The organism is Sinomonas humi, assembly GCF_000802235.1.
GTDB lineage: Bacteria > Actinomycetota > Actinomycetes > Actinomycetales > Micrococcaceae > Sinomonas > Sinomonas humi.
Genome location: NZ_JTDL01000089.1, coordinates 57,731 through 70,210, shown reverse-complemented (window position 1 = coordinate 70,210; position 12,480 = coordinate 57,731). Strand labels below are relative to the sequence as shown.

At 69.6% G+C, this 12,480-nt stretch carries 10 protein-coding genes and 1 pseudogene; 2 read left to right on the top strand and 9 right to left on the bottom strand.

Going from position 1 to position 12,480, the window contains the following annotated elements; translation table 11 throughout:
* Positions 1-57: 57 nt before the first annotated feature.
* Positions 58-534: pseudogene (locus LK10_RS07760) on the bottom strand (MarR family winged helix-turn-helix transcriptional regulator); the annotation flags it as partial.
* A gap of 75 nt (positions 535-609) precedes the next feature.
* On the opposite strand from LK10_RS07760, the gene gluQRS reads away from it, so the two are divergent.
* A complete protein-coding gene (gluQRS, locus tag LK10_RS07755; RefSeq protein ID WP_043122062.1) occupies positions 610-1,509 on the top strand; it encodes a tRNA glutamyl-Q(34) synthetase GluQRS in 900 nt (299 codons plus the stop codon).
* On the opposite strand, the gene LK10_RS07750 is transcribed toward gluQRS, so the two are convergent.
* The 4 genes from LK10_RS07750 to LK10_RS07735 all read right to left on the bottom strand — a co-directional run bounded on the left by LK10_RS07750 (position 1,493) and on the right by LK10_RS07735 (position 6,485).
* Positions 1,493-2,671, bottom strand: coding sequence for an FAD-dependent oxidoreductase (locus LK10_RS07750; protein ID WP_043121972.1), 1,179 nt, complete (start codon positions 2,669-2,671; stop codon positions 1,493-1,495). The two genes, gluQRS and LK10_RS07750, sit on opposite strands and share 17 nt — an antisense overlap.
* A complete protein-coding gene (locus LK10_RS07745; protein WP_043121970.1) occupies positions 2,668-3,816 on the bottom strand; it encodes a type III polyketide synthase in 1,149 nt (382 codons plus the stop codon). The genes LK10_RS07750 and LK10_RS07745 overlap by 4 nt, the downstream gene beginning before the upstream one ends.
* A 44-nt stretch (positions 3,817-3,860) precedes the next feature.
* A complete protein-coding gene (locus LK10_RS07740) occupies positions 3,861-4,958 on the bottom strand; it encodes an App1 family protein (protein ID WP_052207083.1) in 1,098 nt (365 codons plus the stop codon).
* 231 nt (positions 4,959-5,189) lie between these two features.
* Positions 5,190-6,485 carry an ATP-binding protein gene (locus tag LK10_RS07735; protein ID WP_043121964.1) on the bottom strand — a complete coding sequence of 432 codons (1,296 nt, stop codon included), beginning with the start codon at positions 6,483-6,485 and terminating at the stop codon, positions 5,190-5,192.
* 215 nt (positions 6,486-6,700) lie between these two features.
* Between LK10_RS07735 and LK10_RS07730 the strand changes: the two genes are divergently transcribed.
* On the top strand, positions 6,701-7,099 hold the full coding sequence (locus LK10_RS07730; protein ID WP_043121962.1) for an antibiotic biosynthesis monooxygenase family protein: 399 nt from the start codon (positions 6,701-6,703) through the stop codon (positions 7,097-7,099).
* A gap of 69 nt (positions 7,100-7,168) precedes the next feature.
* On the opposite strand, the gene LK10_RS07725 is transcribed toward LK10_RS07730, so the two are convergent.
* From LK10_RS07725 to LK10_RS07710, 4 genes are all read right to left on the bottom strand, one after another.
* Positions 7,169-8,389, bottom strand: a complete 1,221-nt coding sequence (locus tag LK10_RS07725) for a multidrug effflux MFS transporter (protein WP_043121960.1) — start codon at positions 8,387-8,389, stop codon at positions 7,169-7,171.
* Between the two features lie 137 nt (positions 8,390-8,526).
* On the bottom strand, positions 8,527-9,366 hold the full coding sequence (locus tag LK10_RS07720) for an SGNH/GDSL hydrolase family protein (RefSeq protein WP_043121959.1): 840 nt from the start codon (positions 9,364-9,366) through the stop codon (positions 8,527-8,529).
* A gap of 65 nt (positions 9,367-9,431) precedes the next feature.
* Positions 9,432-10,823 (bottom strand): LCP family protein, encoded by a 1,392-nt coding sequence (locus tag LK10_RS07715; protein WP_052207082.1) that lies wholly within the window; start codon positions 10,821-10,823, stop codon positions 9,432-9,434.
* Between the two features lie 203 nt (positions 10,824-11,026).
* Entirely contained in the window at positions 11,027-12,466 is a 1,440-nt protein-coding gene (locus tag LK10_RS07710) for an MFS transporter (RefSeq protein WP_043121955.1), read from the bottom strand.
* Between the last annotated feature and the right edge of the window lie 14 nt (positions 12,467-12,480).

Sequence of the window (12,480 nt, the reverse complement as noted above, 5' to 3'; positions counted from 1 at the left end):
TGCTCCTGCCGTCGGCGCCGCCCGACGCTTCGGGCAGGGAAGGCCGGGGTCTCGCTCGCTGTCGCGGAAAATCCACGAAGCCTCGTCGAGCTGGGCGACGATCTTCTCGGCGATGTCTCCGAGCCGACGCGCATCCTCCTCGTCGAGCCCGTCGAAGACGATCTCCCGCACGCGCTCGACGTGGTCCGGGGCGAGGTCGACGATCGTCTCCCACCCGAGATCGGTGAGGTGCGCGTTCGTCACGCGGGCGTCGTCGGGCGAGGGCTGCCGGTCGATCCAGCCACGGCTCTGGAGCTTCGTCACGACGTGGGAGAGTCGCGAGAGCGACGCCGAGGTGCGGGCGGCGAGCTCCTTCATGGGCAGGGACCGACCGTCCGCCTCACTGAGCATCGCGAGGACGTTGTAGTCGAAGAGCGAGAGTCGGCCGAGGGACATGAGATGGGCGTCGAGGGCGGCTGGCAGGAGCGTCGTCACGCTCAAGAGGGCCAGCCACGCGCGACGCTCCTCGGCCGAGAGCCAGCGGGATTCCGTCACGGATACCAAGCATAGGCGCGTGACGGGAGCGCACCCTCAAATCGGGCCTCAGCGGAGCGGGCTAACCTTGTGGCCATGATGCCCGCCGGCCGCTTCGCTCCCAGCCCCTCCGGCGAACTCCACCTCGGCAACCTCAGGACGGCGCTGCTCGCGTGGCTCTTCGCGCGGTCGACAGGCCGCCGGTTCCTCATTCGGATCGAGGACCTCGACCGGGCGCGTGCAGGCGCCGAGGCGGCCCAGCTCCGGGACCTCGCCGCCATCGGGATCGACTGGGACGGGCCGGTTGTGCGGCAGAGCGAGCGGACCGAACTGTACGAGGACGCGCTGCGAGGTCTCACCGAGGATGGGCTCACTTACGAGTGCTACTGCACCCGCCGGGAGATCCAGGAGGCCCCCAGCGCCCCGCACGCGCCTCAGGGCGCCTACCCGGGCACGTGCCGCGACCTCAGTGAGGCGGAGCGCGAACGACGGCGTGCAGAGCGTCCGGCTGCCATCCGCCTCCGGGCCGGGGTCGCCGAATGGGCGGTCACTGACTTGGTGCACGGCCGGTACTTGGGGCTTGTGGACGATTTCGTGCTGCGGCGCAACGACGGAGTGGTCGCGTACAACCTCGCCGTGGTCGTCGACGACGCCGCGCAGGGCGTAGACCAGGTGGTCCGCGGGGACGATCTCCTGCCCTCGACGCCGAGGCAGGCCTATCTCGCCGGGCTCTTGGGATACACGGTGCCGGAGTACGCGCACGTCCCGCTCGTGCTCAACCAGGCTCACCGCCGGCTCGCGAAGCGCGACGGGGCGGTGACGCTCGCGGCGCTCGCGGCAGAGGGGGTTTCGGCCGAGCGGGTCACAGGGCTCCTCCTTGCATCTCTCTGCCTGCCCCCTTCGCTTCCGGCCGCTCTTGAGGCGTTCTCGCCCGCGGCGCTCCCGCGGGATCCGTGGGTAGTGGACCCTGCAGGCGCCGTCAGGTCTGCATGGTGAAGCGGCGCGACGTCCAGCCCCGAACCACCGGCGCCCTGTAGAGCCCGCGGAAGAGCGCGTTGCGCGCCGACATGAGCCCCGGCGGAAGCGGCCGCCCGAGGGCCATGTTGAGGCCGGCGTGCCGCGCCGCCTCGGCCGCCGCCCGCCGTCGTTCTTCGGCGACCCGCGCCCACAGCGCAGGCCAAGCCACCGCGCCATCGGACTCCCACCCATAGCGCGCCGCCTTGACGTCCTCGGCCAGCAATGGCGCGAACGCCTGAGCGTCGAGCCAGCCGAGCGTCATCCCCTGACCGCCGATCGGGCTCACCTCGTGCGCGGCGTCGCCGACCAGCACGACGCGGCCGCGGAGCATCGAAGCGGCCAAACGCTCGCGCACAGTGAAGGCGCTGAGCATCGTGTTGGTCCGCGGGTCCACGGCGATGCCCGTCCGCTCGGCCACGAGGCGCGCGAGCCGCTCCGGGCTCGGCTCCGGCTCGAGCCCGTCTGTGTGCACGACCCACCGCCGCACGCCGCCCGGGAGCGGGAAGGACTCGATGATGCCCCCCGGCTCGAGGTGCAGGACGGCCGCGGCCCCGTCGGCCGTCGTGTCCGTGAAGTCGCCCATGAGGTAGGCATCGGGGTACTCCCGCTCGTGTACGGGAACGCCGATGGCGCTGCGCAGGGGCGAGCGCGCGCCGTCGGCCGCCACAACCCAGCGGCCCTCGATGCGCACCTCTGTGTCTCCGCTCAGACCACGGACCACGGCACCGCCTTGGCCGCCCGAGACCGCCCTCTCGACCCCCACCGCACGCACTCCTCGCCGGAGTGCGCCCGGCGCGAGCTCGGCGAGCCGGGCCTCGAGCGTCTGCTCGGTGAGCCACTGCGGGACGGCGAGGACGGGCGGATCGAACTCGAGCCGTGCCACCTCCTCCCCCTGGGAGCGAGCCCGCCCCTCGGTGAGCTCGACCCCCGCGGCCGCGAGCGCCCCGTCGACCCCCGCTGCCGCGAGGACGCGCAGGCCGGGAGGGTGGATCCCGATGGCCCGCGAATGCTGGCTCCGGTCGGCGCGGGATTCGAGGACGACGACGTCGATCCCCTTCTGCGCGAGGAGCACACCGAGGCAGAGGCCAACGGGGCCTCCACCGACGATCACGACCTCGCGGCGCTCGGTAGCAGGGGTCAAGGGTTCACGCGCGTCAGCAACGCTGTCTCGATCGTGAGGCCGGGGCCGAAGGCCATCGCGCACACGCGCTCGGAACCGGGTGCACCAGACTCGCCGTCAGGTAGAGGGAGGCCCAGGATCCGCTCGAAGACGAACATGATGGTCGCGCTGCTCATGTTGCCGAACTCGCGGAGTGTCTCGCGCGCCGGTTCGGCCTGTGCCTCGCTCAGGCCGAGCCGGGCCACGACCTTGTCGACGATGCTGCGGCCCCCGGGGTGGATCGCCCAGTGCTCGATCCCGTTGTGGGGGCGTCCTGCGAGCGCCGGATCGCCCGCGAGGAGCGGTTCGAGGGCGCCGGTGATGTGGTCGTCGATGATGTGCGGCACGTAGGAGCCCAGCACCATCTCGAACCCCTGGTCGCCGATGTTCCACGCCATTGTGTCCTCGCCCACGGGCGTGAGAGTGGTCTCGAACGCGTCGAGGCTCAGGGCCGGGCGGGTGAGCGGAAGGTCGCGTGCGGTGATGACGGCGGCTGCGGCACCATCGGCGAAGAGGGACGCGCCGAGGATCGTGTCGGGGTTGTTCGAGCTGCGGACGTGGAGCGTGCAGAGCTCGACGATGGCGACGAGGACGACGGCGTTCGGATCCGCTTCGCAGAAGAGCTTGGCTGCGCGGAGGGCCGGGAAGGCGGCGTAGCACCCCATGAAACCGAGATGGAATCGCTGGACCGACGGGCGGAGGCCGAGTTCGCGGACGACTCGGTAGTCAGGGCCCGGGTTGAAGAAGCCGGTGCAGGAGACCGTGATGACGTGCGTGACGTCCTCGGGGCCGATCCCGTCCGCCGCCTCGAGCGCGCCGCGCGCGGTCTCGGTGAACAGTGGGGTGGCCTCGCGGACGAAGACGTCGTTGCGGGTCTTCGTGCTCGGGTTCAGGATGCGGCCGGCGGCGGGATCGAAAAAGTCGGGGGCCGTGTCCGGCAGGTCCCAGGAGAATTCGGCGACGGCGGAGTGACGGGTGTCGATGGCGGCCGCATCGAAGCACGTGCGGACCAAGCGGGTCCCCAGCCTCGTGAGGCCTTCCTGCGCCGCGAAGACGTCGCGCGCCTCCGCCTGCTTGAGAACCGTAGGAGGGACAGCGGTTTGGAGAGACCTCAGGAGGACCGTCATGGCCCATTCTCTCTATGAGAGGGACGCTGAGGGCAAGGGTTGAGCTAGAGAAGGCCGAACTTCTCGAGCTGCTCGGCGAGCCCTGCGCCGTCGGGCGCGGACGCCCAGGGGACGCCGGGAACGCGGGCGGTGCTGCCGTCGTGCATCGTGCCGCCGGAGAACACCGCCTCGCCCGCGGAGAGTTCGCGGATCGCGACGGCTGCGACATTCTCCGGGTGCCGGTGGGCGAACTCGGCGTAGATCGACTCGTCGTGCTGGCCGTTGTCGCCGATGAGGAGCCACTTGAGATCGGGGAACTCGGCGGCGAGCCGCGCGAGGTTCCGGGCCTTGTGCTCGCGGCCGCTGCGGAACCAGCTGTCCGCCGTCATGCCCCAGTCGGTCAGCAGGAGCGGGCCGGCCGGGTAGAGGTTGCGTCCGAGGAAGCGGGCGAGGGTTGGGGCGGCGTTCCACGGCCCTGTCGAGAGGTACATGACCGGGGCTGCGGGATGGCGGGCTGCCAGGCGGTCGAGCAGCACGGACATTCCAGGCGTGGGGGTGCGCGCTCGCTCGCTCACCACGAACGTGTTCCAGAGGGCGAGGAACGGGCGTGGGAGGGCCGTGACCATGACGGTGTCGTCGATGTCGGAGACGATCCCGAACGTCGACGAGGGATCGACCACGAGAACCTGACCGACGGCTGGCTCCGTGCCCTCGGCGCTCATCTTGACGTCGTGCCAGCCTGGCTCGAGGGAGACGTGCACCATCGCGTCGATGACACCGCCGAAGTCGGCGCGCACCGTCGTCGTATGCCCCCCGACCTCAATGGTGACGGCCGAATGCTCGATCGGGATGCTCGTGAAGGCGCGCCATCCCCGGACATCCTCGGTGCCGGTCCACCCGCTCGGCATCGGCGGCTCGTACCAGCCGGCGTCGCGGCTGCGCTCTCGGCCCCGGTCGGGCACCGTGACCGCGTTCGCGCCGATCCTGTGAAGGCCTGGCGCGCCGTACAGGACGCGCGCGAGTATCCGTACCCGAGACGTGGTGCCGTAACCCCGGTACGCGACCACTTGGGGGACGAAGCCCAGCCTCCGTGCCCAGACAGTCTGCGCGGCATGGACTCGGTCGCCGACGCGGTGGGCAGCCTTCAGGAGCGCTCCAGTCATGCGCAACACTCTGCCACGGCTTCGCGCGCTCACAGAACCGACGACGACGCAATCCAGAGCCGCCGTCGAACCCCGCTCCCGGCTGAGCGGGCGCCTCTGATTCCGACCGGCTCTCCCGCCTGCAACCGGGCAGGAGCGGCGAGTCGCACGCAACACGCCGCTGGTCCCGATCCAATGAAGGTCGGAAACCGAGGGACGTCGGAGACGGCAGCCGGTCAGAGACCCCGGCGCTCAGACGCGGGCGAGCTCCTCGATGTCCTCGAGGAAGGCGGCAGCGACCTCCTCGCTCACGGTCGTCTTCGTCTCGGAGACGGCTTCGAGGTAGTCCTCGGTCGTGGGGCCGCGGCGACCGTTCGTGGAGGATTGGCCGCCGTCGGAGTAGACGGCTTTCTCGAGGGCTCGTTGCGAGGCCGAGCGCGCGGCGAACTCGATGTCCGCCGGCGAGAAGCCCTCTGTCCGCTCGACGAGCACGTCCACGTCGACTTCTGCCAGGACGGCCGCGGGAATGAAGCGGTTCCACATTGCGCGCCGTGCCTCGGCGTCCGGCAGCCCGATCGGGATGACGTAGTCGAAGCGGCCGTGGCGGAGGAAGGCAGGGTCCAGGGCCCGGATGAAATTGGTAGCGCACACGAGGAGCCTCCCGGGCTGCTCGCGGAAGGCGGGAATGATCTTGAGCAGTTCGTTCGTGACGCCCTGCGTGGGGCTCGGCGGATCCCCCGCGCGGCGCGACGCGATCTCCTCGACCTCGTCGAGGAACACGACCGCGTGTTCGAGCTCGGCAATCTCGAGGAACGTGCGGCGGAGCGCGCCCGCGAGGCCCTCCGAGTCCGCAGCAAGGCGTGACGGGAAGACCTCCACGAACGGCCATTCGAGGCGCGAGGCGATCGCCTTCGCGAACGTCGTCTTGCCGGTGCCGGGCGGGCCGAAGAGGACGACGGCGCGGGGCGGCACAACGCCGAATTCATCCGCGAGCTCGGCCTCGGCGAGGGGGAGCACGAGCCTCCGTTCGAGCAGTTGCTTCTCGCTCTGCATCCCGGCCACGTTGTCCCAAAGGTTGCGCGGCAGGACGCGTCCGCCGAGCTGCGCGAGCGGGCCGAGTTCCGCGCGCTGCACGGGGATCTGGCGCTCGAAGAAGCGGAGGTTCTTGACGTCCTTGAAGCCGCGGTTGAGGAACGCGTCGATCCGAGTCTCGGTGTCCGGCATGAGCGCCGAGAGCTTTGCGAGGCCGAGGGGGGCCATGCGATGCTCGAGCGCCGCGAGAAGGCCGGTGCCGATACCCCTCCCCCGCCACTCGGGCAGGGTCGCGAGGAAGACGATCCACCCCTGCTCATGCGCCGCCCGCCCGACGGCCGCTCCGACGATGTCCTCGCCATGGACGGCGACGACGGCGAAGTCTGCCTGGCAGCTCGCGAGGACCTCCGAGAGCGAGTACACGGGCTCGATGCCCGATTCCGTCATGGCGCTCCAGAGATGGAGGATGCCGTCAAGGTCCGAGGGGTGGAAGTCCCGGATCCGCCACGTGGTCATGCGGGTGCTCCTTTGCGCTGCGACTGGTGCCGAGTGTAGCCGCGGCGCGCGGCCGAGGGGTTGCGGGCGCGTAGCGGGCGTAGCGGCGGCGCGCTGGCGCCGTAGTGGCGGCGCGCCCGACCTTCAAGTTACGTTCTCGCAGAGAAGTTCGCTCGCGGGTGACTTCTCCGCGAGAGGGTGACTTCCTGCGCTGCACGGCTGCCAGAATGGTCAGCATGAGCATCGTCAAGATCAACGCCATCACCGTGCCCGCCGACTCCGGCGACGAACTCGCCCGCCGCTTCGCCGGCCGCGCGAACGCCGTGGACGGCCAACCCGGGTTCGAGGGCTTCGAGCTCCTCCAGCCGAGCGACGGCCGGAACGTGTGGCTCGTCGTGACCCGGTGGGCCGACGAGGAGAGCTACGAGGCGTGGCGGAACTCGGCATCGTTCGGGCACGGCCACGGCCGGCCGGGCGGCGGCGAGGGTGGCTCCGGAGGGGGTGCCGCCGGCGGTGGCGCAGCGGCCGGTGCCGAGACCGCGGCGGCCGCAGAAGGCGGAGCCCAGGAACGCCAGCGACCCGTCGGCGTCTCTGCAGAACTGTGGAGCTTCAATATCGCCGATCTCGGGCAGTAGCCCTCACGCTCCGGGTCGCCGCCCCGCCGTCGTCGTCCGCCCAGCCACCGCGGAAGGCGACGGCGTCGTTCACGGGGTGGCCCCCGCCGTCGCCCGCCTTCTGGCCCGCAGCGCGGCCGCGGCCAGGAGCAGCGCTGCGAGCGCGGCCGCAATGGTCATGATGATCGCCATCGGCAGGGCCGTCCCAGCGCCGCCGATGCCCGAGAGCGGCGACACGACCGCGCCGAACACGAACTGCGCGAAGCCGAGCCCGGCCGAGCCGCTTCCGGAGACGTGCCGCACGGCGTCGAGCGCGAGCGCGGACGAGTTACCCATGATGAAGCCCACGGTCGTGACCGAGAGCCAGATCGGCACGGCGAGGAGCCATCGGGGGGCGGGCATGACGGCAACCACGAGGGTGAGGACGCTGAACGCGAGGAGCAGCGGCACCGCGACGCGGACAGTGGCGAGCGGACCGACGGTCCGCGCGAGGCGCGATGAGATGTAGCCCGAGCTGATGAGCCCGACGGCGTTGATCCCGAACGCGATGCCGTACCCGACGGCACTGAACCCCATCACGTCCTGATAGACAAACGACGATGCGGAGATGTACGTCATCATGACGGCGAACGTCGTGGCGAACAGGGCGGCGAACAGGAGGTAGCGGGGTTCGCGGACCACGGCGCGCAGACCGCCAAGGAGGCTCGCGCCGTGCCGTGCTTCGGGAGGGCGCGTCTCGCGGAACACGAGGGAGACGGCGCACATCATGAGGGCGAACAGCCCCGCGAGGGTCCACATGACGCCGCGCCAGCCCACAGGCCCCTGCAGGACGGCGCCGAGCGAGGGCGCGACGATCGGCGCGATGCCGCCGACGGTCATCATGAGGCTCATCGTGCGCGCGGACTCGGAGCCGTGGGTCAAGTCCACGATGATCGCGCGGGCAATCACGACGCCAGCCGCCCCGCCGAGGCCCTGAAGCAGCCGGGCCGCGATGAGCACCTCGATCGACGGTGCGAGGGCTGCAAGCACCGAGGAGCCGAGGGCGAGGACGTTGCCGCACAGGAGCGGGACGAGGCGCCCCCGTCTGTCCGAGATCGCCCCGAAGCCGAGCTGCCCGAATGCCATCCCCACGAGGAACCCCGTGAGCGTGAGCTGGACGCCCGAGGCGCTCGCGCCGAAATCCTGCTGGACTCTGGGGAACCCGGGCAGGTACAGGTCGGTCGAGAGCGGCGCAGTCATGGCCAGGAACGCTAGGACCAGAAGCCACGCCCTGCTGAGGTTCCCGGCGCGGTTCAGGGCAGGCAGCGGCATATCGGGTTCTCGAGTCCTCTCAGGTCTTTCGGGGATGCCTTGCCAGACTAGTTTCCCCCCGGCGCCCGAGCTGCAATCGGTCCAGCATCCAGAACTGGCCTCAGTTTGCCGGTCCTCGGCAGGGTCAGGAATCAAGATCAGCCCAGAAGGGCGCGCCCCTCGAGGACCTCGGGGTGCTCGAGGGCGTAACGCCGCAGTCCGCCCTTGCGTGGAACCTTCACGGGTTCGGGCCAGCGCGGGAGGAGGTAGTCCCCGAGCGTCACACCGCGCAGCTTGCGGCCGATGAGCGGAACGACCCAGTCGTTCATCCACTCCCGCTGAGCTGCAACCCACTCCCGCGTGTTCCGGGGAGCGATAGGCTCCCAGTCCCTCGGCTTGAACGTCGTGGGCACGCCGAGGTGGGCGAGGACTTGGCGCGCGAGGAACTTGTGGCCCGCAGTCGACATGTGAAGCCGATCCGTGTCCCACATGCGCTTGTCGTTGTACTCGTCGAAGCACCAGTAGTCCACGAGCACCGCCTGGTGTTCACGCGCGAGCTCCCGTACGCGCGCGTTGTACTGCCAGTTGCGCCTCCGGAGGGGCTCGAGAAGAGGGTTGACCTTGACGTCGTAGCCCGTGAAGAGGACGAGCGTGGCTCCTGTCTCCGCGAGCCGCCCCACGAGGCCGGAGTACTCCTCAAGAAGCCTGTCCATGTCCGTGCCGAGGTCGAGGATGTCGTTTCCGCCGGCGTAGAGCGTCACGAGGGTCGGCTTGAGGGCGACGGCGGGTTCTAGCTGCTCGTCGATGATCTGCCGGAGGCGTTTGGAACGGATGGCGAGGTTGGCGTACTCCCAGCCCTTCTCGTGCTTTGCAAGCTTCTCGGCGACCCTGTCGGCCCAGCCCCGGACGCCGTTGGGCAGGTTTGGGTTTCGATCGCCCACGCCCTCGGTGAAGGAATCCCCGAGGGCGACATACCGCCGTCGAACGCTACCGCCCACGCGGGAACTCTAGGCAGGGATGGCCAAGCTAAGGCAACGCCCCGGCGACGATCAGGTGAACGCCGCTACTTGACACACGGTATCCCGCCACCTTGGAGCACGCTCGACCAGTCACCGGCGTCGAAGGTACCGTTCGACGACGACGGTGAGGGCGTGGGTGCCGGTTGCGCAGCTGGCGCCTGCTGGGCAGGCGCCTGCTGCGCCGGGGCCTGCTGGGCCGACGAATCCTGCTGGGCTGGCGCGGCACCCGAATTCTGCGATCCGGAGCCTTGGGCAGGACTCGGCGTCGGGGTCGCGGTGGGCTGCGGCGAGAGCAGCTGCGAGACCTCGGCCTGGATGGCTCCCTTGTCCACGATATTCACCGATTCGCCGGTGTCCGACGTGCCGAACTGCACGATCGGGAGCGTCACGAACCGGAGGTGGCCCGCCGTGAGCTGCTTCGCCTTGAGGCCGAAGTCGATGAGGTTCAGCGACTGGTCCACGGCCATCTTGTCCTTGACCGCGTTGAGGATTCCCTCAATCTTGTTGATGTCCGTGAACGTGCTCTTCTGCTTGAGCTGCGTCAGGAGGGAGGAGATGAACGCCTGCTGCCGGCGCTCGCGGTCGAGATCGCTCAGCGCCACGCCCGAGCCCGAGGTATCGCGGCGCTGCCGGACGAACGCGACGGCCTGCTGCGCGTTGAGCTGCTGCACGCCGGCTTTGAAGTTCGCCCCCGAGTAAGTGTCCTGCGTCGCCTCCTGGAGGCACACCGTGATCGGCGCAAGCGCCTTCGCGACGTCGAGGAAGGCGCCCATCGTGACCTCGACAAAGTGGTCGATCTTGATGTTGAGGAAGTTCTGAACGGTCTGGATTTCGGCCTTGCGGCCGTCGTCGCGCGCTTCCTGGTAGATCTGCGAATCGCTCTTGCCCTGGGGATCCGCCTTGAGCTTCTTCATGGCGTCATCCATCGCGTAGCCGTAGGCCTGCTTGATCTTGCCCTGCGAGATGCCGTCCGGCGAGCCCGCGAGGTCCACGTAGTCGTCACGGGGAATCGAGATGACAGTCGCCTGGCTTCCGTCCTTCGGGACGTGCAGGACCATGAGGACGTTGCTGTTGTAGCCGCCGTCGGACGAATCGCCCGAGTGGAGCGCGTCGTACTCCTCTTGGCTGAGCGGGTTGCCGTTCTCGTCCAGGCGGCTGTCGAGCCCCATGACGAGGATGTTGACGTCCTGGTCGAGCCCCGCGCCGCCCGTGAGGGCCTCCGAACGGCGGACTCCGTTCTCGAAGCTGATGTAGGTGGTGAGCGCGAAGACCCCGCCGGCCACCACGAGGGCGATTACGAGGGCCATCGAGAGCACAACCGTTCTGCGCCGCCGGAACTTCCGGCGCCGGTCGCGGTCGATGAGCTGCCCATAGAGGTTATGCCATGGCTCGCTGGTCTGGCTGCTGTCCCTCTGGGTGTCAGGCTTGCGCCGCATGCGGCTCCCTAAGGTCGGCTTCAGGACGGCGCGCCCGCTGAAGCGCGCTGGCCCACACTAGCGATGCAAACTCTGTGAAAGCTGAGAGGCTCGCCGCTTCTCCAGACAACTCGCGGTCTTTTCGCAGGCGGACGACGGCGCGAGGAGACAGCGCGCGGCGGCTCACCGGCGCGCTGCCGGGGCCTGCCGATGTCTTCCCCGGCCTACTTGCGGGACGGAACCTGCCGCGGGAGAGCGATCACGAGAAAGAGGGAAACGAGGACGAAGGCCACACTGACGAGCATGGCGAGCTGAGCGCTTGAAGCGAACGCGCGCGCTACGCCGTCCGGCCCGGGGCGCACGCTCACCGTGCCGAAGAGCACGGTGCCGACCACGGCGATGCCAACCGCATTGCCGACGCGCTGGGCGGTCGTGAGGGTACCGCTCGCCGTCCCGGCTTCAGGCGGCGGGACGAAGGCCATGACGAAATCCTGGTTCGGCGCGATCACGATCCCGCTCCCGAACCCCGCCACGATCAGTGGGCCCGCCAGTTCCCACCCGCCTGGGCTCGGCGCGGTCAGGTAGAGCACCGCCGTGACCCCGGCAAGGCCTGCCGCGACCAGAAGGCACCCCGTGACCAGCACCATGCGGCCCAGGCGGGCCGAGAGCTTTGCACTGCTGGAAGCCCCGATCAGGCTGCCCAGCGCGAACGGCGTGAAGACCAGCCCGCTCGCCAGAGCACTCCGTTGGAGACCGACCTGCCACAGGATCGAGAGCGTGAACAGGACGCTCGTGAACCCCGCGAAATAGACGATCGCGAACACCGCCCCTGCTGAGAACGACGAGCGCGAGAGCAGGCTCGGCTTCAGCAGGGCGTCACCGCCCCGCCGCTCGGTGCGCACTTCCCACAGCGCGAGCAGGACCAGCACAGGAACCGACGCCCCGAAGGCAAGGTACGTCCAGAGGGGCCACCCGCTCGGCTGTCCCTCGACGAGCGGTATCAGCACGAGCAGGAGGCCCGAGGTGAGCAGCCCCAAACCTACGGGGTCAATGCTTCGCCGGGTGCGCGCCGTCGGCCGCGGCAGGAGCCAGGCGGCCACCGGCAGCGCGACCACTCCGACGAAGAGGTTGACGAGGAACACCCACCTCCAGCCGTCGACCGGGCCCGCTGCCTGGATGATGAGACCGCCCAGGACGGGCCCAAGCGCTGTTGCGACGCCGATGACGGCGCCCATCGTCCCGAAGGCCTTGGACCGCTGGTGACCGGTGAACGAAAGCTGGATCGTCGCGGAGATGGCCGGATAGAACACTCCCGCGCCAACGCCCTGCACGATGCGCGCGGCAATGATCTGGCCTTGTGTCGCGGACAGGCCGCAGGCCACGCTCGCGAGGGTGAACAGTGCGAGGCCTGCAATGAACTGCCACTTGTGTCCGATCCGATCGCCGATGCGGCCAGCAGGAACCAGCACGAGTCCGTAGGCCAGCGCGTAGCCGGAGACGATCCATTCGAGGCTGGCCGGCGAGGCATGCAGGCCTGTGCGGATCGACGGCAGCGCGACATTGACGATCGTGGTGTCGAGGAGAGCCATGAAGGCTCCCACGAGGACGACGGCGACGGCTCGCCAGCCGTGGCCTCCCTCCGCCGAGCGCTCTTCCGTAGCCATGACATCCTCACGCT

What these genes read in the sequence shown, in the direction of transcription:
- gluQRS (WP_043122062.1), top strand. Translation starts at nt 610, where the DNA reads ATGATGCCCGCCGGCCGCTTCGCTCCCAGCCCCTCCGGCGAACTCCAC.
- LK10_RS07745 (WP_043121970.1), bottom strand. Translation starts at nt 3,816, where the DNA reads ATGACGGTCCTCCTGAGGTCTCTCCAAACCGCTGTCCCTCCTACGGTT.
- LK10_RS07740 (WP_052207083.1), bottom strand. Translation starts at nt 4,958, where the DNA reads ATGACTGGAGCGCTCCTGAAGGCTGCCCACCGCGTCGGCGACCGAGTC.
- LK10_RS07735 (WP_043121964.1), bottom strand. Translation starts at nt 6,485, where the DNA reads ATGACCACGTGGCGGATCCGGGACTTCCACCCCTCGGACCTTGACGGC.
- LK10_RS07730 (WP_043121962.1), top strand. Translation starts at nt 6,701, where the DNA reads ATGAGCATCGTCAAGATCAACGCCATCACCGTGCCCGCCGACTCCGGC.
- LK10_RS07725 (WP_043121960.1), bottom strand. Translation starts at nt 8,389, where the DNA reads ATGCCGCTGCCTGCCCTGAACCGCGCCGGGAACCTCAGCAGGGCGTGG.
- LK10_RS07715 (WP_052207082.1), bottom strand. Translation starts at nt 10,823, where the DNA reads ATGCGGCGCAAGCCTGACACCCAGAGGGACAGCAGCCAGACCAGCGAG.
- LK10_RS07710 (WP_043121955.1), bottom strand. Translation starts at nt 12,466, where the DNA reads ATGGCTACGGAAGAGCGCTCGGCGGAGGGAGGCCACGGCTGGCGAGCC.